This window comes from Modestobacter sp. Leaf380 (assembly GCF_001424485.1).
GTDB lineage: Bacteria > Actinomycetota > Actinomycetes > Mycobacteriales > Geodermatophilaceae > Klenkia.
Genome location: NZ_LMQC01000019.1, coordinates 131450 through 152998 on the forward strand (window position 1 = coordinate 131450; position 21549 = coordinate 152998).

Below are 21549 nucleotides of genomic sequence, written 5' to 3' on the forward strand. Positions count from 1 at the left end.
GGTTCCTCCGTGGGTGTGGGTGGGTCAGGTCAGGCGGTGGAGCTGCTCGAAGTTGCGGCGGAAGACCAGGTCGGCGAGCTCGCCGTCCCCGGTCGCCGCCGCGAGGCGGGCGTGCTCGCCCGCGAAGTCGCCCCAGGGCTGGTCGGAGGCGAAGAGGACGCGGTCGTGGCCCGTGCCGTGCCGCTCGATCTCGGCGGCGAACCAGCGCGGGGCGAAGCCGATGGCCCAGCTGGTGTCGGTGTAGACGCGCTTGCCCCCGGCGACCCAGGCGAAGAACTTCTGGCCGATCAGCTTGATGTGGCCGCTCATCCCGCCGCCCATGTGCACCAGGTGCACGGCGACGTCGTCGGCGTACCGGTCGACCAGCAGGCCGACCTCGTCGATGTCGCTGGCCGCGCCCGGACTGGTGTGCACGTGGACGACGAGGTGGTGCTCGCGGGCCGCTGCGAAGATGCTGTCCAGCTGCGGTCGGCAGGCCTCGTCGGTGGCCCGACCACCCAGCAGGAAGGACAGCTTGAGCGCGCTGACGCCCTGCTCCCCGGCCAACGCCAGCGCCTGCGCCGTGGCGTCGGCGTCCTGGGGGCGGGGGCTGGTCCACAACCCGGCCCGGATCCGCTCGTCGGTCTGGGCGGCCTCGACGACCAGCTCGTTGAGCGCGAAGGACGCCGTCGGGTCGGGCACGCCGTAGTTGGGGATGACCAGGGCGAACTCGGTGCCCTCGCGGTCCAGGTCGGCCTGCAGCTGGGCGATCGTGCCGCGCGCCGTGGTGTCCGGGTTGACCGGCGGGCCGCCGTAGAAGGGGTGAGCGGGCAGCACGCCGAGGTGGCGGTGCGCGTCGTGCACCCACTGCCGGGCCCCCGTGGTCATGGGGAGAACGGTGGTCGCGCGCGGTTTCGGTGTGGTGACGTCCGGAACGAGATGTCGTTACGTGTGACGGGCTCCGGGGGGCCGTGCGTCTCGCCGGTGTTGCCGAGTACGCACGGCCCCGCCCTCAGCCCTGCCCTCAGCCCCGCAGGGCCGCGGCGATCGCGCCGACGTCCTCGACCTTGCCGGTGACGATCGACGTCACCAGGGCGACCGCGGCCTCGTCGGAGATGCCGGCGGGCTCGTCCTCCATCGCCATCAGCGCGAGCGTCGCGGCCAGCGCGAAGGGCCGGTTGCCGTCCACCAACGGGAACGAGGTGGCCAGGGAGTGCAGCAGGGCCGCGCCCTTCTCGGGCACCGTCGGGTAGACCTCGACCCCCGCCGCGGTCGCCCGGGTCCGGGCCAGGGCGGCCACCAGCAGCCCTGCGTCACGCACCCGGACGTCCTCGCCGACCACCCGGGCGGCGATCTGCAGCAGGTCCTCGACGGTCAGTCCCTCCACCGGCCGAGCTCCTGCAGTGCCACCCCGTGCCGGGAGATCTCGTCGTCGAGCACCAGGTCCAGCGGCGTGCGCCGGTCGTGGGCGGCCAGGTACTCCGTCAGCGCCCGCTTGGCGACCTCCTGCATGGAGGCGTGCTCTTCCTGCGCGCGGCGCCGCAGCGCCTCGGTCTGCGCGGCGGTCAGCCGCAGCGTCATGGCCATCTGGAACCCCCGACAGAGTGATACCACCAGCGGTACCACTCCGAGCCGTTTGTGCCGTCTCGTGACTCTGTGCACCCGGGACGAAACGGTTCGTGCCTGGTTTCAGCGCGACACGCCGTCATCGTGCCCGATCCGGGGTGACGGGTGGTGATCGGGGCCACGGCTTCCTAGCTTTCGCCCCGTGACCCAGCCCGCCGTGCCCACCGAGGACGGCCGCCCGCCGTCCGGTGGCCGGCCGTGGCTGCGGCGCGTGCTGACCGGAGCCGTCCTGGGCCTCGGTTCGGCGGCCGCCCTCACCGCCCTCGCCGGACCCGCGGCCGCCGACGACCAGTCGCCCGCGGAAGACCCGGTCGCCACCCAGAGCGCGGCCCAGCCGGCACCCGGGGACGGGCCGTCACCCGCCGACGCCGACCCGGGCGCGGTCCCGGACGCGGCCACCACCAGCCTCCCGGTCGATCCGACGGCCCCAGCCGACCCCGGGTCCGCACCAGGGTCCGTGGACGACGTGTCCGCCGCGACGGCGCCGGCCGGCGACCCACCACCCGCCGACGAGCCCGGGGACGGCGACGGCGACGGCGCCACGACCGACACGACCCCGACCGGCGCGGCATCGTCCGCCGTCACCACCACCGCGGCCGTCCTCGACGGGGACACGGCGGTGGCCCCTGCCGACCCGACCCCGGACACCACCGGGACCACCACCACCGGGACCACCACGACCGCCGGCACCCCGTCGACCGCGGGTCCCTCGACGGCGGGTCCCTCGACCTCGGGTCCGCCGACCGAGGACCCGACCGCCGGCACCGCGACGGCCCCGGCCACCGACGACACCCCGGCCGAGGCCGACGGCGAACCCCGCACCGTCGACGGCGCCGCCGGGTCGACCGCCACCCCAGCCGCGGACGGCACCGTGACGGCATCCGACACAGCGACCGCGGACGGCGCCCTGCCGGTCGCCGTCGCCGGCACCGCGGTCGACCCCGGCGTGCACTGCCTGGCCCCCGCCGGCACCGCCGCCGCGGCGGGTCCCGCCGGCGGCGCCTGGTCGGCTGCGGCCGGCGCCGAGCGCGGGGCCCGCCCGACGCACGCCGGCACCACCGCCACCGCACTGACCGAGTCCGCCCAGCTGCTGCCCACCCCGGCCGGCTCCGCGGTGCCCGCCGGCGCGGACACCGGCCTCCCCCTGGTCCCCCTCGCCCCGGTGCCCGGCAGCCCGGAGGCCCCCGTGGCCGTCTCGGCCGGGTGCAGCACCAGCAGCGCCGGGACCACCGGCAGCGGCCCGGTCGGCGCCCCCAGCGTCGTCGTCCCGCACCCCCCGTCGTCGGCCCTGCTGGCCGGCACCGCCACCGCGCGCAGCCTCGCCGCCGTGGCCCCGGTCGTCGCCGTCGCCGACGACCCCAGCGCCCGCCCCGACTGACCCGGTCGCCCGCGCGCCTCGCCCCGTCCCCGCTGTGTCCGCGGGGGGCACACCACGACGGGCGACCCGGCAGGCAGAACCGGACTGCCTCCCGGACCGCGCACACGGCCCCGCCCACCGAGCACCGCTCGGGACGCCGGCACCACGGGTTCGCGCCACCCACGGGGGCTCGACCGCACCACCCCGCAGCACCCATCCCGCACCACCGTTCGTGCGCAACGACGCACACAGCGCGAAGGAAAACGTCACAGATGAAGCGAACAGTGCGCAACGGCCTCGCCGTCGCGACGATGGCCGGAGGGCTCTTCCTCCTCGGCCAGGCAACCGCCAGCGCGGAGGACGTCAGCGCGACGTCCGAGGCCGTCGGCTCGACCTCGGTCACCGTCGTCGACGTCGGCACCGCCGCCGGGGGCGGCGAGGCCGTGGGCAACACGGCCAGCAACTCCGGTGACGTCACCGGCGGGGACGGCGACAACTCCGGCTCCGCCACCAGCTCGGCCACCACGGTCGTGGCCTCGGTGGACGTGCACAGCGACGGCAACTCCTCGCCCACCACCAGCTCAGGGCCGGCGACCAACACCAGCGACGGCGGGAACGGCGGGGCGGCCACGAACACCACCACCGCCACCGGCGACACCACGGCGGGAGGCGGCACCGCGACCGGCGCCGACGTCGACGCCAGCTCCGAGTCCGTCGGCGGCGGCGGCTCCTCCGAGGGCGGAGCCGGGGGCGGCGCGGTGACGGCGGTCGACGCACCGACCGTCGCCGGCGGCGGCGAGGCGGTCGGCAACGAGGCCGACAACAGCGGCGACGTGACCGGTGGGGACGGCGACAACTCCGGTGCGGCCACCAGCGGGGCCGGCGGGCTCGTCCTGTGCGCGAACGTGCACAGCGACGACGACTGCAACCCGGAGACCTCGTCCGGGGCGGCCACCAACACCAGCACCGGCGGCAACGGCGGGGCGGCCGGCAACACCACCACCGCCAGCGGCACCACCAGCGCGGGCGGCGGCACGGCGACCGGCTCGGACGTCGACGCCTCCTCCGAGAGCGTGGACCTCAGCGCGTTCCTGGAGTGGCTGGCCGGCCACCTCGGCGGCCAGCAGGGCACCGGTGGCTCCGGGGGCGCCGGGGCCGGGACCGTCGTCTACGCCCCGACCGCGGCCGGCGGCGGGACGGCGACCGGCAACACCGCCGTCAACAGCGGGGACGTGACCGGTGGGGACGGCTGGAACAGCGGCTCCGCGGACAGCAGCGCCACCGTCTACGTCGTCTGCTTCAACTACAAGAGCGACATGAACTGCAACCCGGTGACCACCACCGGGCCGGCCACGAACACCAGCACCGGGGGCAACGGCGGGAACGCCGCGAACAACACCTCGGCGTCGGGCAGCACCTCGGCCGGTGGCGGCAAGGCCGTCGGCGGCGGGGTCTCCGGCAGCTCGGAGTCCGTGGGCGGTGGCGGCGCGGGCACCCTGGTCATCGCCCCGACCGTGGCCGGCGGCGGCAGCGCCGAGGGCCAGTACGTGCACAACAGCGGCAACGTCACCGGCGGCAACGGCCACAACAGCGGCTCCGCCACCAGCAGCGCCACCGTCTACGTCATCTGCTTCAACTACAAGAGCGACAACAACTGCAACCCGGTGACCACCACCGGCGCCGCCACCAACACCAGCACCGGCGGCAACGGCGGCTCCGCCACCAACGGCACCTCGGCCTCGGGCAACACCTCGGCCGGCGGTGGCTGCGCGGTGCACGCCGCCGGCGGCTGCCCGGTCGACCACGTGGCGCAGCCGGGCACCCCGGCCCACCCGGGCACCCCGGCCCAGCCCGGCACCCCGGCGCACCCGGAGACCCCGGCTGCCCCGGCCGCCCCGGTCGTCCACCCGGCGGCCCCGGCCGTCGCGCCGGTCGCCGTCCACCCGGTCGCCGTCGTCCACCCGGTCACCGTCGTCCACCCGGCCTCGGCCGCGGCGGTCCACACGGTCACCACCGGCTACACGCCCGTCGCCGCCGGCTCGTCCTCGGACTCGCTGGCCTACACCGGTGCCGACCTCGCCGCCCCGCTGTCCCTGGGCCTGCTGGCCCTGGGCGCCGGTCTCGGCCTGTCGCTGGTCTCGCGCCGGCGTCAGCTGCAGGAGGTCTGACCCACCCCCGGACCGCCGTCCCCTGCCCCGGGGCGGCGGTCCGGAGCACCACCCACGACTGCCCCGTCCCCGCTCCGGGGGCGGGGCGGTCGCGCGTGCGGGTCAGACCAGCTCGACGCCGGGGTACAGCGGGTGGGCACCGACGATCTCGGCGGCGCGGGCCCGGGTGCGCTGGGCGACGGCGGCGTCCAGCCGGTAGCGCACCTTGGACTCCCCCTCGGCCTGCGTGGCGGTGAGGACGTCGGCCACCAGCTCGCCCACCTCGGTCAGCTCGGCCTCCCCCAGCCCGCGGGTCGTCAGCGCGGGGGTGCCGAACCGGATGCCGGAGGTGTACCAGGGGCCGTTCGGGTCGGCGGGCACGGCGTTGCGGTTGGTGACCAGCCCGGCCTCCAGCAGCGCCGCCTCGGCCTGGCGCCCGGTCAGGCCGGCGGCCCCGACGTCGGCGAGCACCAGGTGGTTGTCGGTGCCACCGGTGACCAGCCGGACGCCGCGGCGCAGCAGCCCCTCGGCCAGCGCCCGGGAGTTGGCGACGACCGCCTGCGCGTAGTCCGCGAAGTCGGGACGACGGGCCTCGGCGAAGGCGACGGCCTTGGCCGCCATCACGTGCGGCAGCGGCCCGCCGAGCACCAGCGGGCAGCCCCGGTCGACCGAGGGCGCGTACTCCGCGGTGCACAGCACCATCCCGCCGCGCGGCCCGCGCAGCGACTTGTGCGTGGTGGTGGTGACGACGTCGGCGTGCGCCACCGGGTCCAGGTCACCGGTCAGCACCTTCCCGGCGACCAGTCCGGCGAAGTGCGCCATGTCGACCATCAGGGTGGCGCCGACCTCGTCGGCGATCTCCCGCATCGCGGCGAAGTCGACCAGCCGCGGGTAGGCGGAGTACCCGGCGACCAGCACCAGCGGGCGGAACTCGCGGGCCTGGGCGCGCAGCGCCGCGTAGTCGATCAGCCCGGTCTCCGGGTCGGTGCCGTAGCTGGCCTGCTCGAACATCTTGCCGCTGATGTTGGGCCGGAACCCGTGCGTGAGGTGGCCGCCGGCGTCCAGGCTCATGCCCAGCATCCGCTGGTCCCCCAGCGAGCGGCGCAGCACCGCCCAGTCCTCGGTGGTGAGCGCGTCGACGTTCTTCACCCCGGCCTCGGCGAGGGCCGGGGACTCCACCCGGTGGGCCAGGATCGACCAGAAGGCGACCAGGTTCGCATCGATCCCCGAGTGCGGCTGCGGGTAGGCGTGCTCGGCGCCGAACAGCGCGCGGGCGTGCTCGGCGGCCAGCTCCTCGACGGTGTCGACGTTCTGGCAGGCCGCGTAGAACCGGCGCCCGGGGGTGCCCTCGGCGTACTTGTCGGAGAACCAGTTGCCCATCGCCAGCAGCACGGCGGGTGAGGCGTAGTTCTCGCTGGCGATGAGCTTGAGGCTCTCGCGCTGGTCGGTGAGCTCCTGGCCGATCGCTGCGGCGACCCGCGGCTCGACCTGGGCGATGACCTCGAGGGCGCTGCGGAAGGCGGTGCTCGCCGCGGACGCGGTGGACACGGTGGACGGGGTGCTGGTCATGAGGGGTGCCTCCGGGCTCCGGTGGGTGCCCAGGCGCGCGGCGTCACGACGGGACCGCTCCCCGGTGGTGACCCACCTGTGCGCCAGTCACGGTCCGCGGCGAGGGTACCCGGCGGCACCGGGCACCCTCGCGGTCTCAGCCGGCCGGCGTCTCAGCTGGCCGGGCTGACGGAGCTCATGTTGAAGTCCGGCACCCGCAGCATCGGCATCCGGGCCCGGGTGAACCAGTCGTTCCACTCCCGGGGCAGCGTCTGCTCGCTGCGGCTGGCCTGGGTGGCCCGGCCCAGCAGGGACACCGGGGACTCGTTGAACCGGAAGTTGTTGACCGCACCGGTCACCTCGCCGTCCTCGACGAGGAAGACGCCGTCCCGGGTGAGCCCGGTGAGCAGCAGCGACTGCGGGTCGACCTCGCGGATGTACCAGAGCGTGGTCAGCAGCAGCCCGCGCTCGGTGGAGGCGATCATCTCCTCGGTCGACACCGTCGACGTCGGGTCCTCCAGCACCAGGTTGTCCAGCGCGGCGGTGGCCGGGGCGGTCTGCTGCAGGGCCCAGGCGCGCGGCCGGATCAGGTTGGTCAGCGTGCCACCGGAGATCCAGTCGATCGCCGGGGTGGCCATCCCGTTGTCGAACACCGAGGACATGCCCGAGGAGCCACCGACCACCTGGAAGGGCGCGCACTCCAGGCCCGGCTCGTTCGGGTCGCTGCGCAGGGTCAGCGGCAGCGCCGCGATCCGCTCGCCGATCCGGTTGCCGCCGCTGGCCCTGGCGTAGACGTTGCGGCCCTCGTCGGCGTCCCGGGCCTCCATCGTCCAGTAGGCGTAGATCATCAGGTCGCTGACCGTGGAGGGCGGCAGCAGCGTCTCGTAGCGGCCGGCCGGCAGCTCGACCCGGCGCTGGGACCAGGCCATCTTGCGCTGCACGTCGGCGGCGAGGGCCTCGACCGAGACGTCGGAGAAGTCCCGCGTCCCGACCCCGGCCCACACCGAGCGGCCGAAGTCGCGGCTCTTGCCGTTGAGCTCCACCCGGCCGGTGGGCTGGTCGTGCCGCAACCGCAGGCCGGTCGAGGTGCCCAGGTAGGTGGTGGACATCTGGTGCTCGGCGAACCCGAACAGCAGCTCGTCGCGGGCGCCGGCCTCGCCGAAGGCCTGGCCCAGCGCGGGGGCGAAGTCCCGGAAGACCTCGATGGAGGTGGAGGCGGGCTCGGCGTCCCAGTCCCCCGACCCCGGGGGCACGTCGCTGACCAGCGGCACGGCGTCCTCGGCCGGGCCGGCGTCGCGCGCGGCCTGCTCGCTGGCGGCGACCAGCGCAGCGACGTCCGGGGTCCCGGTGCGGGCGACCGTGCCGGTGGCCATGCCCGCGCCGCCGTCGACGAAGCTGATGACGACGACCTGCCGCGAGCGCATCGCGCCGTTGGTGGTCAGGCTGTTGCTGGCCCAGCGCAGGTTCGCCTCGGAGCTGTCGACGACGTAGGTGACCTGCCCGTCGACGGTGGAGGCGGCCAGCGCGGCCTCGACGATCTGCTGTCCGGTCATGGCGCTCACTGACCGCCCTCCTGCACCGTGTTGAGGATGGTCGTGTTCTCGAACAGCGCGCTCGGGCAGCCGTGGCTGACCGGCGCGACCTGGCCCGGCTGGGCCTTCCCGCAGTTGAAGGCGCCGCCCAGGACGTAGGTCTGCGGACCGCCCACCCGGGTCATCGAGCCCCAGAACTCCGTCGTCGTCGCCTGGTAGGCGACGTCCTTGAGCTGGCCGGCGAGCTGGCCGCCCTCGATCCGGTAGAACCGCTGCCCGGTGAACTGGAAGTTGTACCGCTGCATGTCGATCGACCAGCTCTTGTCACCGACGACGTAGATCCCGCGGTCGACGCCGGCGATGATCTCCTCGGTGCTCGGCCCGCCGGGTGCCGGCTGCAGGGAGACGTTGGCCATCCGCTGCACCGGCACGTGCGCGGCGCTGTCGGCGAAGGCGCAGCCGTTGCTCCGGGAGAGTCCGCCCTTGGGCGCCGTGTTGCGGTCCACCTGGTAGCCGACCAGCACGCCGTCCCTGACGATGTCCCACTGCTGGCCGGCGACGCCCTCGTCGTCCCAGCCGACGGTGGACAGGCCGTGCACCGCGGTGCGGTCCCCGGTGACGTTCATCAGCGGCGAGCCGTACTGCAGGCTGCCCAGACCGTCGACGGTCGCGAACGACGTCCCGGCGTAGGCGGCCTCGTAGCCCAGCGCCCGGTCCAGCTCGGTGGCGTGCCCGATGGACTCGTGGATGGTGAGGAACAGGTTGGACGGGTCGACGACCAGGTCGTAGCGGCCGGCCTCGACCGAGGGCGCCTTCGTCTTCTCCCGCAGCAGCTCGGGGATCTCGGCGAGCTCGCCGCGCCAGTCCCAGGTGTCGCCGGTCAGGTACTCCCAGCCGCGCCCGGCCGGCGGGGCCAGCGTGCGCATCGACTCGAAGCCGCCGGTGGCCCGGTCGACGGTCAGCGCGGTGAACGTCGGGTGGATCCGGACCCGCTGCTGGCGGGTGCGGGTGCCAGCGGTGTCGGCGTAGTACTTCTGCTCCTTGACGTGCATGACGTCGCTCTGCACGTGCTCGACGCCGTCGGCGGCCAGCAGCCGCTCGGACAGCTCGACCATCAGCCCGGTCTTCTCCGCCTCCGGGACGGCGAACGGGTCGACCTCGTAGGCCGAGACCCACTCGGCGTCGGGGTACACCGGCTCGGGGGCGAGCTCCACCCGGTCGGTGTTCACCGCGGCCGACACCTGGGCGACCAGCATCGCCTCCTCGGCCAGCCGGACCGCCTCCGCGGCGGTCAGCACGACCCCGGCGGCGAAGCCCCAGGTGCCCTCGTGCACGACCCGGACGGCCAGGCCCAGGTCCTCCCCGTCGGCGGCCGCCTCGACCCGGGCGTCGCGCAGCCGCAGCGTCTGGGTGCGGATCCGCTCCACCCGGATGTCGGCGTGCTCGCAGCCCAGGTCGACGGCCCGGGTGAGGGCCGCGTCGGTGAGCGCGGACAGCGGGAGAGCGAGGAACGACTCGTCGACCGAGCGGTGTTCTGCCACGTCCCTTGTCTACCAGCCGGGACCGACGGAGGAGACTCGGTTCGTGAGCACTGCTGAGGACCCGTACCGCGTCTCGATGGTCTGCCTGGGCAACATCTGCCGCTCCCCGATCGCCGAGGTGGTGCTGCGGCAGATGGTCGAGGACGAGGGGCTCGGGGACCGGGTCGTCGTCACCTCGGCCGGCACCGGGCACTGGCACGTGGGCGGCCCGATGGACCCCGGCTCCGCCACCGAGCTGCGCGCGCACGGCCTGGACCCCTCCCGGCACGTGGCCCAGCAGATGACGGCCGACCGGGTCGGGGAGTTCGACCTGCTCGTCGCGATGGACACCGCCAACCTCGCCGACCTGCAGGAGATGGTGGGCGACCGGCGCCGTCCCCGCGTCGTGCTGCTGCGCGACCTGGACCCCGACGGCGACCCGGACCAGTCCGTCCCGGACCCCTACGGCGGGGGCCCCGAGGGCTTCAACACCGTGTACCGGCAGGTCGAGGCAGCGTGCGCCGGCCTGGTCGCCGGACTGCCGGAGCTCCTCGCCGACCGGTGAGTCGCCCCGGGGACGCCGGGTAGGGCCTCGGGGTGCCCGGAGACGACGTCACCCTGACCTTCGGCGGGACCGCGACGACCCTGCTCCGGCTGGGCCCGTTCACCCTGCTCACCGACCCCAACTTCCTGCACCGCGGCCAGCTCGCCCACCTGGGGTACGGGCTGCGCAGCCGCCGGCTGACCGACCCGGCGATCACCCCGGCCGACCTGCCCGAGCTCGACGCCGTGCTGCTCAGCCACATGCACGGCGACCACTGGGACCGGGTCGCCACCGCCGAGCTGCCCAGGCCGCTGCGGGTGGTGACGACGCCGGAGGCCGCGCGCTGCCTGGCCGACCGCGGGTTCACCGCCACCGAGGACCTCCGCCCCTGGCAGACCACCACCCTCGACCGGGACGGCGCCACGCTGCGGGTCACCTCGGTGCCCGGCGTGCACGGCCCCGGCCCGCTGGCCCGGCTGCTGCCGCAGGTGATGGGCAGCGTGCTGGAGCTGGTCCGGGACGGTGCGGTCACCTGGCGGGGCTACGTCACCGGGGACACCCTGCTGCGCCCGGTGCTGGCCGAGGTGCTCGAGCGCTGCGGCCCGCTGGACGCGATGGTGCCGCACCTGGGCGGCACGAGGATCGGACCGTTCCTGGTGACCATGGACGCCCGTCAGGGCACCGACCTGGTCGAGCTGCTGCGCCCGGGGCTGACCGTGCCGGTGCACTACGACGACTACGGGGTGTTCCGGGACCCGCTGGGGGCCCTCGTGCAGGAGGTGGCCCGGCGACGGGCGCCCGGCGTCGTGCGGACGGTGGCGCGCGGGCAGACCGTGGACCTGCGCCCCTGAGCTCAGCCGCGGGCCTCCGCGGCCAGCCGCATCGCCCGCTCCTGCACCTGCGCACGCAGCTCCCGCTCGTCGACGGTGGTGGAGACGCCGTCCCGGACCACCTGCCGGCCGGCGACCCAGGTGTCGCGCACGTGCCGGGAGCCGACCGACCAGACCAGGTGGGTGAGCAGGTCGGTGGGGTCCCCGACCGGCACGAAGGCGATGTCGTCGCTGTCCACGTGCACCAGGTCCGCGCGCCGGCCCGCGGTCAGCTGGCCCAGGTCGGGCCGGTCGACGGCGGCCGCGGCCGCGCCGGTGGCCAGCCAGAAGGCCTCCGGCGCGGTGATCGCGGTGGCGTCCCGCTCGCGCAGCCGGGCCAGCTGGGCGGCCAGCCGGAGGTCCTCGAAGAGGTCCAGGTTGTCGTTGGACGCCGGCCCGTCGGTGCCCATGCCGACCCGGATGCCCAGGTCCAGCATGTCCCGCAGCCGGGCGGTGCCACTGGCCAGCTTGGTGTTGGAGCCCGGGCAGTGCGCGACAGCGACGTCGTACTCCCGCCACAGCTCCAGGTCGGCGTCGTCCATGTGCACGCAGTGGTCGGCCAGCACCCGGCCACCGAGGACGTCGTGGGCGGCCAGCAGCTGCGGGACGCTCAGCCCGTGGGTGGCCAGCAGCTCGTCGCCTTCGGTGGCGGTCTCCGCGACGTGGATCGTCAGCAGCAGGCCGTGCTCCCGGGCTGCCACACCGGCGTCCCGGAGGACCTCCAGGGGCACCGTGTAGGCCGAGTGCGGGCCGATGCCGAACTCGACCTGCGGGTCCGAGGAGGCGGCCAGCGACACCGCCGTCTGCAGCTGCTCGTCGAAGGTCCCGTGGCCGGGCAGGCCGATCAACGGGTTGGCCACGATCGTCCGGGCGCCGGTGGCCCGCACCGCCGTCGCGATCCGCTCGGGCTGGAAGTACATCTCCACGCTGGTCGTCACGCCGTGCCGCAGCATCTCCGCCGACGCCGCGGTCATCGCGACCTCGATGTCCTCGGGGGTCAGCCGGGCCTCGCGCGGCCACATCACCTCGCGCAGCCAGCGGTCCAGCGGCAGGCCCTCGCCCTGCCCCCGGAACAGCACCATCGGCGCGTGCGAGTGGGTGTTGACCATGCCGGGGGTGAGGACGCCGGGGAGGGCGGTCACCTCGGCCCCGGGGGCCTCCGGGGCGTCGCCCGCGGGGCCCACCCAGCTGATGACGCCGTCCTCGACGTCCAGCACGGCGTCGGGGACGACGGTGCCGGCCCGGTCCCCGACGACGACGGCCCGGGCGGTGAAGCGCTGCATGTCCCCGGACGGTAGTGCGCCTGACGCCGACCCCGCCGATACCGTGGGCCCATGTCCGTCCTCGCCGCAGCAGCGTCCGCCGACCAGGGCGGGATCACCGGGTGGCTGCTCGACGTCGTCCAGACCCTGGGCCCGGTGGGCGTCGGGTTCGCGATCCTGCTGGAGACCGTCGTCCCGCCGATCCCCAGTGAGGCCGTCCTCGGCCTGGCCGGGGTGCTGATCAGCGAGGACACGAGCCTGCTCGTCCCGATGATCGTGGCCGCCACCCTCGGGTCCGTCGTCGGAGCTGCGGTGCTCTACCAGGTCGGCCGGTCGCTGGGCCCCCGTCGCTCGCACCTGTTCCTCGACCGGCTGCCGCTGGTCAAGACCGAGGACGTCGACCGCACCTTCGACTGGTTCGTGCGGCACGGTCGGTCCGCGGTGTTCTTCGGCCGGATGGTGCCGATCGTGCGCAGCTTCGTCTCGGTGCCCGCGGGCGTGGTGAAGATGCCGTGGCCGCAGTTCCTGCTCTACACCGCGGCCGGGTCGCTGATCTGGAACAGCCTGCTGATCGGGCTCGGGGTCGCCCTGGGCCCGGTGGTCAACGACTACCTGCACTACGTCGACTACCTGATCTACGTGGCCGTCGTCGGTGCCGTCGTCTGGTTCGTCTACCGGGCCGTCAAGGAGAAGCGCGAGCAGCGCCGCACCGGCCCGCCCGGCCGGCACTCCGCCGACCGGGTCGTCGAGCGGCACGGCGAGCGCGAGGACGTCGACACCCCGTGACCGGTCGGTCCCGGCCGCGGGTCGTGGCCTTCGACGTCAACGAGACGCTGCTGGACCTGGCCCCCGTCCGGGACGCCCTGGTCGCGCACGGCGTGCCCGGCGAGCTGTTCGGCACGGTCTTCTCCCGCACCCTGGGCACCGGGTTCGCCGCGGCCACCGCCGGCACCTGGTGCTCCTTCCGGGAGGCATTCGACGCCGCGCTGACGCAGCTGACCGACCTCTCCGCCGCGGACCGGTCCGGCGTGGCCGACGCCTTCGGTGGGCTCTCCCCGCACCCCGACGTCGCCCCGGCGTTGCAGCTGCTGGCCGACGCCGGCGTCCGGGCCGTCACGCTGACCCACGGCGCACCCGGGGTCGCCGAGGCCGGCCTGGCCCGCGGCGGGGTGGACCACCTGGTCGAGCGGTCGCTGTCCTCGGAGGCGATCCGGGCCTGGAAGCCGGCCCGCGAGGTGTACCTGTGGGCCGCGGGGGTGTGCGACGTCGTCCCGGCGGACCTGGCGCTGGTCGCCGTCCACGCGTGGGACGTGCACGGCGCCCAGCAGGCCGGGCTGACCGGTGGCTGGGCCGCCCGGGCCGAGCGTCGGCACGCCGCGGTGTTCGGCGAGCCGCACGTGCGCGGCGCGGACCTCGTCGAGGTGGTCCGCGGCCTGCTGGCACTGCCCCCCACCGGGTGAGCGGACCTGCCGGGACCGGATGGCTGCACTAGCGTGACCGCGACGCTCACCGGCGCCTCGCCGGTGCCTCTCCGAGCACGATGCAGACCACGATGGGGGCCACCCGTGTCCGACCGCCCAGACGACCGCCGAGCCGACGACGACGCCGGCCGAGCCGCCGGGGACGACGTCGAGGCCCCCTCGCAGGACGCCCCGCGCCGCACCGACGGCGACCGGTGGCAGGCCTCGGTGGACAGCTGGTCCGGCAGCGGGACCGAGAGCCCCACCGAGTCCACCCGGGAGATCCGGCTCGACGGCTCCCCCGAGCCGGCACCGGCTGCCGCGGACTGGGCGCAGTCGGCGAGCTGGGAGCAGTCCAGCTGGCAGACCCCCGCCGCCGCCCCGGCGGCCGCGTCGTGGGAGCAGTCCGCCGCGCAGCCCACCACGCCGGCCGACGAGCGCAGCTGGGAGCAGACCCAGCAGGACCAGATCGCCTCCTGGCAGCAGCCGCCGTCCTGGCAGCAGGACGCGCAGGCCGAGAGCGCGAGCACCCCGGCCCAGCCCGCGGGCCCGGCCCAGCCCGCGAGCCCGGCCCAGCCCGCGAGCCCGGCCCAGCCCGCGAGCCCGGCGCCCGCCGCGGAGAACGGCGCGGCCTCCTGGCGCCCGGCCGACCAGCCGCCGCCGGCCTGGGAGCCCAGCGGCGCCTGGCAGTCCCCCACCGCGACCCCGGGACAGCCGTCGGCCCCGCAGCAGCAGGCCCCGCAGCAGCAGGTTCCGCAGCAGCAGGCCCCTCAGCAGCAGGCCCCTCAGCAGCAGGCGTGGGAGCCCCCGCCCGGCGCCCGTCCCTGGGAGCAGCAGGACGGTGCCCGGCACCAGTCCCCGGCCACCCCGCCCCAGGGCCAGCCGCAGGGCCAGCCGCAGGGACAGCAGGGCCCCTACGGCCAGCCCGCCCCGCAGGACCAGTCCGGCCAGCAGGGCCAGCAGTGGGGTCAGCAGCAGCCGTCCTCCGGCGGGTGGGGCAGCCAGGGCAGCACGTCCTCGAGCTGGCAGCCGCAGGGCCAGCAGTCGGCCGGCCCGCCGCCGTCCCTGACCTCCCAGTCGCTGCTGCGCCAGACCACCGAGACCCCGACCCGGGGCTGGCGCCGGTTCGTGCACAAGGCCAGCGGCGGCACCTACAACCCGGGGCTCTCCCCCGCCGAGGTCGAGCACCGGGCGCTGGTCGCCCGGGTGACCACGCCGGTGCGTGGCAGCAACCGGATCGCCGTCGTCAGCCTCAAGGGCGGCATCGGCAAGACCACCACCACCTGCTGCCTGGGCCTCACGCTGGCCCACCACCGCGGGGACCGGGTCGTCGCCGTCGACGCCAACCCCGACGCCGGCACCCTGGCCGAGCGGCTGACCAACGTCACCGACGTGACCGTCCGCGACCTGCTCGCCGCGGTCGAGGAGATCCGGTCGTTCACCGACGTCTCGGCGTTCACCTCGCTGGCCGGTCGCCTGCAGGTGCTCGCCTCCGACCAGGACCCGGCGCTGTCCGAGGCGTTCAGCGAGGAGGAGTACCGCACCGTCGCGGACATCCTGGCCCGCTACTTCAACATCATCCTGACCGACTCGGGCACCGGCCTGTTGCACTCGGCGATGTCCGGGACGCTGGCCATCGCCGACTCCCTCGTCGTCGTCGGCGCGCCCTCCGTGGACGGCGCCAGCCGGGCCAGCAAGACCCTGGACTGGCTGATCGCGCACGGCCACGAGGAGCTCGTGTCCCGCTCGGTCGCCGTCATCTCCAGCGTCCGGCCCAACACCGGCGACGTCGACATGGGCATGGTCCGGGACCACTTCGCCGCCCGCTGCCGCGCCGTGGTCGAGATCCCCTACGACCAGCACCTGGTCACCGGCGGGCTCATCGACCTGGACCGGGTCGGCGCGCCCGCCCGGCAGGCGTTCCTGGAGCTGTCCGCGCACGTCGCCGACGGCTTCGCGATGCCCCCGCTGCAGCGCAAGCCCGTCGCCTGACCCCGGTGCAGCGGCTCGTCGACACCCCGCACGGCCCCGCGCGGGTCACCGTCGACGAGCCGGCCGGGGCCGTCGTCGGCATCTTGCTGCTGGGGCACGGCGCCGGCGGCGGCATCGAGGCCCCGGACCTGCTGGCCGCCACCGCGGCCGGCACGGACGCCGGGTGGCGGGTGCTGCGGGTCGAGCAGCCCTGGCGGGTCGCCGGCAAGCGGATCGCCCCCGCCCCGCCCCGGCTGGACGAGGGCTGGCTGGCGGTGCACGCCGGGGTCACCGACCTGCTGGCCGGCCCGGTCGTCCTCGGGGGCCGCAGCGCCGGTGCCCGGGTGGCCTGCCGGACCGCCGCCGCACTGGGCGCGGCCGGTGTGCTGTGCCTGGCGTTCCCGCTGCACCCGCCCGGCAGGCCGGAGAAGACCCGGATCGCCGAGCTGACCGGCGTCGTCGTCCCCACGCTGGTGGTGCAGGGCCGCACCGACGCCTTCGGCGGGCCCGACGAGGTGACCGCCGCGCTGGCCGGTCACCCGGCGCTGGTGGCCCCCGTCCGCGGCGACCACGCGATGAAGGCCGACCCGGACGCCGTCCGCGCCGCCGTCGCCGGCTGGCTGCCCACCCTCGGCTGAGCCGCCCTCACCCGAGCCGGACGCACCTGCCCCTGGACGCACGACCGCCCGGCACCTGACGGGCAGGTGCCGGGCGGTCGGGACGTGCAGGGCTCAGCGGCGGAAGCGGCGGACCACCAGTGCCACCAGGACCAGGGCACCGACGCCGATCGCGGCGGGCTTGGCGAACTGGGTGAACGCAGCACCGCCGGCGACCTCGAGCAGGTCGATCGGCTCGGGCTCGGACTGCACCGGGCGCGGGCGCGAGGCGGCCGGGCCGGAGGTGCCGGGCTTGTTCGGCGGGGCGGTGGTGCCCGACGGCGGCTTGCTGGGTGCCTTCGCGGCCGAGGATGCCTTGTCCGCGGCCTTGTCGGCGGCCTGGGCGGTGGCCGCCCCGGCGGTGCGGGCGGCCTCCGCGACCGGGTTGTCGGCGTCGGTCGAGGCGACCGACTCGGCCACCTCGCCCACGGCACCGGCAGCCGTCGCGGCGGCCTCGGCGACCGCGCCCTTGACGGTGGGCTCCTGCTTCTCGGCAGCGGCGGCCTGGTCCAGGGCGTGCTGCTCGTCGCTGGTGCCCAGCTGGGCGGCGAGCTTGTCGGCGAACTGGCCCAGCAGCTTGTTCCCCACGTCGGTCATCACGCCGCGGCCGAACTGGGCCGGGCGGCCGGTGATGTTGAGGTCGGTGAGCACGTTGACCCGGGTCGAGGTGCCCTCGTCCTGCAGCTGCGCGGTCACGACGGCGGCGGCCGTGCCGTTGCCGCGCTGGTCCTTGCCGCGGGCGTCGATGACGGCCTTGTGGGTGGCCTCGTCCTTCTCGATGAAGGAGGCCTTGCCCGCGTAGGTCAGGTTGATCGGGCCGAGCTTGACCTTGACCCGCCCGGTGAAGTCGTCACCGGTGACGGAGTCCAGGGCCGCGCCGGGCATGCAGGGCGCGATCCGCTCGATGTCCAGCAGCACCCGCCAGGCGTCGTCGATGGGCACGGGGACGATGAACGAGTTCTCCAACTGCACTGCTGGACCTCCAGGTGGGTGGCGGACAACGGCCGGCCCGCCCCTCTCGGGACGGGCCGGCCGGTGCACGAGGAACTGCTGTGGTGGGGCCTTGATCCGACGCTACAGCCCAGCGGCCGCGGTCACAGCTCGTCGGGTGAGCACCCGGGCGAGGTGCTGGCGGTAGTCGGCCTGGGCGTTCAGGTCGCTGCTGGGCTCGGTGCCCTCGGCGGCCTGGGCGGCGGCCGCGGTGACCGTCTCCAGGCTGACGTCGGCCCCCACGAGGGCCGCCTCGACCGCGCGGGCGCGGATCGGGGTGGACCCCATGTTGGTCAGTCCGATGCGGGCCTCGGTGATGCGCGAGCCCTCCCGGCGGACGGCCGCGGCGACGGCCACGATCGACCACGCCTGGGCCACCCGGTTGAACTTCTCGTACCGGACGCCCCAGTCGCTGCCCAGCTTGGGCACCCGGACCTCGACGAGGAGCTCACCGTCGGCCAGCGCGGTGGTCAGGTAGTCCACGAAGAACTCCGTGGCCGGCACCGTGCGCCGCGCGCCGCCGAGACCGGCGATGACGAACTCGGCGTCCAGGGCCAGCGCCACGGCCGGCAGGTCACCGGCCGGGTCGGCGTGCACCAGGGCGCCGCCGAAGGTCCCGCGGTGCCGGACGGCGGGGTCGGCCACGGTCTCGGTGGCCTCGGCGATCAGCTTCCCGTACTGCGCGATCAACGGGTCGGTGATCACGTCGTGGTGGGTGGTCATCGCACCGATGACCAGGCTGTCGCCGTCCTCGCGGACGCCGCGCAGCTCGGTCACCCGGGTGATGTCCACGACCGTCTCCGGTGCGGCCAGCCGCAGCCGCATGACCGGGATGAGCGACTGCCCACCGGCCAGGATCTTCACGTCCTCCCCGCCGGCGGCGATGGCCTGCAGGGCCTCGTCGACGGTGGTGGGGCGGGCGTAGGCGAACGACGCTGGGATCACTTGGCTGCCTCCTCGATGCCGGACTCGGTGGTGCGGGCGCCGCCGTAGGCGTTGCTGCCCTCGGCAGCGCGGGCCCCGCCGTCCCCGCCCTGGTGGATGGCCCGCCAGACCCGCTCGGGCGTCATCGGCATCAGGATGTCCTTCACGCCCAGGTGCCGGACGGCGTCCAGCGCGGCGTTGACCACGGCCGGGGTGCTGGCGATGCAGCCGGCCTCGCCGACGCCCTTGGCACCCAGCGGGTTGTCCGGGGCGGCGTGCGTGGTGTTGCCGGTGTCGAAGTGCGGCAGGTCCATCGCCGAGGGCACCAGGTAGTCCACGAACGTGCCGGTGGTCAGGTTGCCGTCGGCGTCGTAGATGGCCTCCTCGTACAGGGCCTGGCTGATGCCCTGGGCGAGCCCGCCGTGCATCTGCCCCTCGACGATGATCGGGTTGACGATGTTCCCGATGTCGTCGACGCAGGCGTACTTGCGGATCTTGACGAAGCCGGTGTCGGTGTCGACCTCCATCGCGCACAGGTGGGTGCCGTGCGGGAAGGAGAAGTTCGTCGGGTCGAACGCGGCCTCGGCGTCGATCGAGGGCTCGATGCCCTCCGGGTAGTCGTGCGAGGCGAAGATCGCCAGCGCGATCTCCTGGATGGCGAGCCCGGCGCCCGGCGTCCCCTTGACCGAGAAGCGGCCACCGGAGAACTCCAGGTCGTCCTCGCTGGCCTCGAGCAGGTGCGCGGCGACCTTGCGGGCCTTGGCGACGACCTTCTCGGCGGCCTTGACCACCGCGGTGCCACCGACGACCAGCGAGCGCGAGCCGTAGGTGTCCAGGCCGCGGGCGCTGACGGCGGTGTCACCGTGCAGCACCTCGACGTCGTCGAAGGGCACGCCCAGCTCGTCGGCGACGATCTGGCTCCAGGCCGTCTCGTGGCCCTGGCCGTGCGGGGTGGAGCCGGTGACGACCTCGACCTTGCCGGTGGGCAGCATCCGGATGGAGGCCTGCTCCCAGCCGCCGGCGCCGAAGGACAGCGAGCCGAGCACCCGGGAGGGGGCCAGGCCGCACATCTCGGTGAACGTGGAGATGCCGATGCCCAGCTGGACCGGGTCGCCGGACTCGCGGCGGCGCGCCTGCTCGGCCCGCAGCTCGTCGTAGCCCAGCAGCTCGAGCGCGGCCTGGGTGGCCTGCTCGTAGTCACCGGAGTCGTAGGACAGCCCGGCCACCGTGGTGAACGGGAACTCCTCGGCGTTGATCCAGTTCTTGCGGCGCAGCTCCATCGGGTCCATGGACAGCTCGACGGCGAGCTCGTCCATGATCCGCTCGATCGCGAACGTCGCCTCGGGCCGGCCGGCGCCGCGGTAGGCGTCGGTGGGCACCTTGTTGGTGAAGACGCCGTCGCACTCGAAGCGGTAGGCCGGGAACTTGTAGATGCCCGGGAACATGAAGGCGCCCAGCGCCGGCACACCCGGGGTGATCAGGCGCAGGTAGGCGCCCATGTCGGCCAGCAGCCGGACCCGCAGGCCCTTGACGTTGCCCTCGCGGTCGGCGGCGACGTCGATGAACTGGACCTGGTCGCGCCCGTGGTGGGCGGTCATCAGGGACTCCGAGCGGGTCTCGGTCCACTTGATCGGCTTGCCCAGGCGGCGCGCGATCAGCAGGGCCAGGATCTCCTCCGGGTTGACCTGCAGCTTTCCGCCGAAGCCGCCGCCCACGTCGGGGGCGATGACGCGCAGCTTGTGCTCGGGGATGCCGGTGGTCAGCGCCGCCATCACGCGCAGGATGTGCGGGATCTGGGTGGCCGACCACAGGGTGTAGTTGTCGCCGGTGACCCCGACGACGACCGAACGCGGCTCCATGAACGCCGGGATGAGGCGCTGCTGGACGAAGCGGCGGGACACCACGACCTCGGCGGCGTCGAACGCGGCGTCGGTGTCGGTGCCCGTGCCGGCCTCGCCGGCGTCGAAGACGAAGTGGTAGCTGGTGTTGGACTCGGTGTGGTCGTGGACCAGCGCCGAGCCCTCCTTCACCGCCTCCTCCATGTCCAGCACGACCGGGAGGGGCTCGTAGTCGACGTCGATGGCCTCGACGGCGTCCACGGCGGCGGTGCGGCTGCGGGCCACCACGATCGCCACGGCCTCACCGACGTGGTTGACGCTGTCCACGGCGATCGAGGGGTGCCCCGGGTTGACCATGTCGGGGGTGACCGGCCACGCGCAGGGGATCGAGCCCTGCTCGTCCTTGAAGTCCTGGCCGGTGTAGACCGCGACCACGTTGGGCCGGTCCTTCGCCGCACTGACGTCCAGGTTGCTGATCGTCGCGTGCGCGATGGGGCTGCGCAGCACCGACATGTAGAGCATGCCGGGCAGGACCATGTTGTCGGTCCAGGTGGTCTTGCCGGTGATCAGCCGGGCGTCCTCCTTGCGGAGTCGCGCCGAACCGACCTCCTTGGCCGGGGCGTCCGGTGTCGCGGTGCTCGGGTCCTCGGTGAGGGTCATGCCTGCGCTCCCGTCGTCTCGACGGAGTGGGCGCCCGCCGAGCTCATCTCGCCGGCGGCCTGCTGGACCGCCTTGACGATGTTCTGGTAGCCGGTGCAGCGACAGAGGTTGCCCTCGATGCCCTCGCGGATCTCGTGCTCGCTGGGGTCCGGGTTGTTCTTGAGCAGGTCGATCGAGGCCATGATCATCCCGGGCGTGCAGTAGCCGCACTGCAGTCCGTGCTGCTCGTGGAAGGCCTTCTGCACCGGGTGCAGGGTGGCGCCGTCGGCGACGCCCTCGATGGTGGTGACCTCGCTGCCGTCGGCCTGCACGGCCAGGACGGTGCAGGACTTCACGCTCTCGCCGTCCAGGTGCACGGTGCAGGCGCCGCAGTTGCTGGTGTCGCAGCCGACGACCGTGCCGACCTTGCCGAGCTGCTCTCGCAGGTAGTGGACCAGGAGGGTCCGGGGCTCGACGTCGTCCGAGTAGGACGCCCCGTCGACCCGCACGTTGATCTGCGTCATGTCCTCCGCCTCGTTGCAGGGTGCTGTGGCAGCGGTCACCCGCTCCGCCCTGGAGTGTGCCGACGCACACAGTCCTTAGGCCACGCTTACCTGTCGACGACGCGAGGACCACACCCGCACGGGCGTCGCTGCGACCCACTCGGGGCCGCAAGCACGGGCGATC

Annotated in this window: 19 protein-coding genes and 1 riboswitch; of the genes, 8 read left to right on the plus strand and 11 right to left on the minus strand. The window is 74.5% G+C overall.

The window, feature by feature from the left end; all coding sequences use genetic code 11:
- Window positions 1-24 precede the first annotated feature (24 nt).
- The 3 genes from ASG41_RS13065 to ASG41_RS13075 all read right to left on the minus strand — a co-directional run bounded on the left by ASG41_RS13065 (window position 25) and on the right by ASG41_RS13075 (window position 1560).
- Entirely contained in the window at window positions 25-867 is an 843-nt protein-coding gene (locus ASG41_RS13065; protein WP_056295395.1) for an amidohydrolase family protein, read from the minus strand.
- Between the two features lie 136 nt (window positions 868-1003).
- On the minus strand, window positions 1004-1366 hold the full coding sequence (locus ASG41_RS13070) for a Fic family protein (RefSeq protein WP_056295398.1): 363 nt from the start codon (window positions 1364-1366) through the stop codon (window positions 1004-1006).
- Entirely contained in the window at window positions 1354-1560 is a 207-nt protein-coding gene (locus tag ASG41_RS13075; RefSeq protein WP_056296523.1) for a hypothetical protein, read from the minus strand. The genes ASG41_RS13070 and ASG41_RS13075 overlap by 13 nt, the downstream gene beginning before the upstream one ends.
- A 187-nt stretch (window positions 1561-1747) precedes the next feature.
- On the opposite strand from ASG41_RS13075, the gene ASG41_RS13080 reads away from it, so the two are divergent.
- Together ASG41_RS13080 and ASG41_RS13085 are read left to right on the plus strand one after the other, a co-directional pair.
- Window positions 1748-2983 (plus strand): hypothetical protein, encoded by a 1236-nt coding sequence (locus ASG41_RS13080; RefSeq protein ID WP_056295401.1) that lies wholly within the window; start codon window positions 1748-1750, stop codon window positions 2981-2983.
- A gap of 251 nt (window positions 2984-3234) precedes the next feature.
- Entirely contained in the window at window positions 3235-5130 is a 1896-nt protein-coding gene (locus ASG41_RS13085; protein ID WP_157519407.1) for a hypothetical protein, read from the plus strand.
- A gap of 102 nt (window positions 5131-5232) precedes the next feature.
- Here ASG41_RS13085 and ASG41_RS13090 read toward each other — a convergent pair whose 3' ends face one another.
- The 3 genes from ASG41_RS13090 to ASG41_RS13100 form a co-directional block, all read right to left on the minus strand.
- Window positions 5233-6678, minus strand: coding sequence for a glycine hydroxymethyltransferase (locus tag ASG41_RS13090; RefSeq protein ID WP_056295409.1), 1446 nt, complete (start codon window positions 6676-6678; stop codon window positions 5233-5235).
- Between the two features lie 20 nt (window positions 6679-6698).
- A riboswitch (ZMP/ZTP riboswitch) is annotated at window positions 6699-6779 on the minus strand.
- Window positions 6780-6830: 51 nt separating this feature from the next.
- Window positions 6831-8210: a metallopeptidase TldD-related protein gene (locus ASG41_RS25290; protein ID WP_304438032.1), complete on the minus strand. Its 1380-nt coding sequence runs from the start codon at window positions 8208-8210 to the stop codon at window positions 6831-6833.
- 5 nt (window positions 8211-8215) lie between these two features.
- Window positions 8216-9730, minus strand: coding sequence for a TldD/PmbA family protein (locus ASG41_RS13100; protein WP_056295415.1), 1515 nt, complete (start codon window positions 9728-9730; stop codon window positions 8216-8218).
- Between the two features lie 43 nt (window positions 9731-9773).
- Between ASG41_RS13100 and ASG41_RS13105 the strand changes: the two genes are divergently transcribed.
- Window positions 9774-10274, plus strand: coding sequence for a low molecular weight protein-tyrosine-phosphatase (locus tag ASG41_RS13105; RefSeq protein ID WP_200938864.1), 501 nt, complete (start codon window positions 9774-9776; stop codon window positions 10272-10274).
- 32 nt (window positions 10275-10306) lie between these two features.
- Window positions 10307-11104: an MBL fold metallo-hydrolase gene (locus tag ASG41_RS13110; protein WP_056295418.1), complete on the plus strand. Its 798-nt coding sequence runs from the start codon at window positions 10307-10309 to the stop codon at window positions 11102-11104.
- Between the two features lie 2 nt (window positions 11105-11106).
- Here ASG41_RS13110 and ASG41_RS13115 read toward each other — a convergent pair whose 3' ends face one another.
- Complete coding sequence (locus ASG41_RS13115; protein WP_056295421.1) at window positions 11107-12405, minus strand: amidohydrolase family protein; 1299 nt, start codon at window positions 12403-12405, stop codon at window positions 11107-11109.
- Between the two features lie 51 nt (window positions 12406-12456).
- Here ASG41_RS13115 and ASG41_RS13120 point away from each other — a divergent pair, with 51 nt between their 5' ends.
- The 4 genes from ASG41_RS13120 (at window position 12457) to ASG41_RS13135 (ending at window position 16453) form a co-directional block, all read left to right on the plus strand.
- Window positions 12457-13170 (plus strand): DedA family protein, encoded by a 714-nt coding sequence (locus ASG41_RS13120; RefSeq protein WP_082556903.1) that lies wholly within the window; start codon window positions 12457-12459, stop codon window positions 13168-13170.
- Window positions 13167-13844 carry an HAD-IA family hydrolase gene (locus ASG41_RS13125; protein ID WP_056295424.1) on the plus strand — a complete coding sequence of 226 codons (678 nt, stop codon included), beginning with the start codon at window positions 13167-13169 and terminating at the stop codon, window positions 13842-13844. Before ASG41_RS13120 ends, ASG41_RS13125 begins: the two co-directional genes overlap by 4 nt.
- A 105-nt stretch (window positions 13845-13949) precedes the next feature.
- The gene (locus tag ASG41_RS13130; RefSeq protein ID WP_056295426.1) at window positions 13950-15836 is read left to right on the plus strand and encodes a MinD/ParA family protein; all 1887 of its coding nucleotides are present in this window, start codon (window positions 13950-13952) and stop codon (window positions 15834-15836) included.
- A 5-nt stretch (window positions 15837-15841) separates the two neighbouring features.
- On the plus strand, window positions 15842-16453 hold the full coding sequence (locus ASG41_RS13135) for an alpha/beta family hydrolase (protein ID WP_235564776.1): 612 nt from the start codon (window positions 15842-15844) through the stop codon (window positions 16451-16453).
- A 93-nt stretch (window positions 16454-16546) separates the two neighbouring features.
- Here the strand turns inward: ASG41_RS13135 and ASG41_RS13140 are convergent, their stop codons facing one another.
- The 4 genes from ASG41_RS13140 to ASG41_RS13155 form a co-directional block, all read right to left on the minus strand.
- The gene (locus tag ASG41_RS13140; RefSeq protein ID WP_056295429.1) at window positions 16547-17443 is read right to left on the minus strand and encodes an SRPBCC family protein; all 897 of its coding nucleotides are present in this window, start codon (window positions 17441-17443) and stop codon (window positions 16547-16549) included.
- A 102-nt stretch (window positions 17444-17545) separates the two neighbouring features.
- Entirely contained in the window at window positions 17546-18406 is an 861-nt protein-coding gene (locus ASG41_RS13145; protein WP_056295431.1) for a xanthine dehydrogenase family protein subunit M, read from the minus strand.
- Entirely contained in the window at window positions 18403-20883 is a 2481-nt protein-coding gene (locus tag ASG41_RS13150) for a xanthine dehydrogenase family protein molybdopterin-binding subunit (protein ID WP_056295437.1), read from the minus strand. The genes ASG41_RS13145 and ASG41_RS13150 overlap by 4 nt, the downstream gene beginning before the upstream one ends.
- Complete coding sequence (locus ASG41_RS13155) at window positions 20880-21386, minus strand: (2Fe-2S)-binding protein (RefSeq protein WP_056295440.1); 507 nt, start codon at window positions 21384-21386, stop codon at window positions 20880-20882. The genes ASG41_RS13150 and ASG41_RS13155 overlap by 4 nt, the downstream gene beginning before the upstream one ends.
- Window positions 21387-21549 lie beyond the last annotated feature (163 nt).

Excerpts from the sequence above, each read along its gene's own strand:
- ASG41_RS13155 (WP_056295440.1), bottom strand. The coding sequence starts at position 21,386 with ATGACGCAGATCAACGTGCGGGTCGACGGGGCGTCCTACTCGGACGAC.
- ASG41_RS13090 (WP_056295409.1), bottom strand. The coding sequence starts at position 6,678 with ATGACCAGCACCCCGTCCACCGTGTCCACCGCGTCCGCGGCGAGCACC.
- ASG41_RS13065 (WP_056295395.1), bottom strand. The coding sequence starts at position 867 with ATGACCACGGGGGCCCGGCAGTGGGTGCACGACGCGCACCGCCACCTC.
- ASG41_RS13150 (WP_056295437.1), bottom strand. The coding sequence starts at position 20,883 with ATGACCCTCACCGAGGACCCGAGCACCGCGACACCGGACGCCCCGGCC.
- ASG41_RS13120 (WP_082556903.1), top strand. The coding sequence starts at position 12,457 with ATGTCCGTCCTCGCCGCAGCAGCGTCCGCCGACCAGGGCGGGATCACC.
- ASG41_RS25290 (WP_304438032.1), bottom strand. The coding sequence starts at position 8,210 with ATGACCGGACAGCAGATCGTCGAGGCCGCGCTGGCCGCCTCCACCGTC.
- ASG41_RS13115 (WP_056295421.1), bottom strand. The coding sequence starts at position 12,405 with ATGCAGCGCTTCACCGCCCGGGCCGTCGTCGTCGGGGACCGGGCCGGC.
- ASG41_RS13085 (WP_157519407.1), top strand. The coding sequence starts at position 3,235 with ATGAAGCGAACAGTGCGCAACGGCCTCGCCGTCGCGACGATGGCCGGA.
- ASG41_RS13075 (WP_056296523.1), bottom strand. The coding sequence starts at position 1,560 with ATGACGCTGCGGCTGACCGCCGCGCAGACCGAGGCGCTGCGGCGCCGC.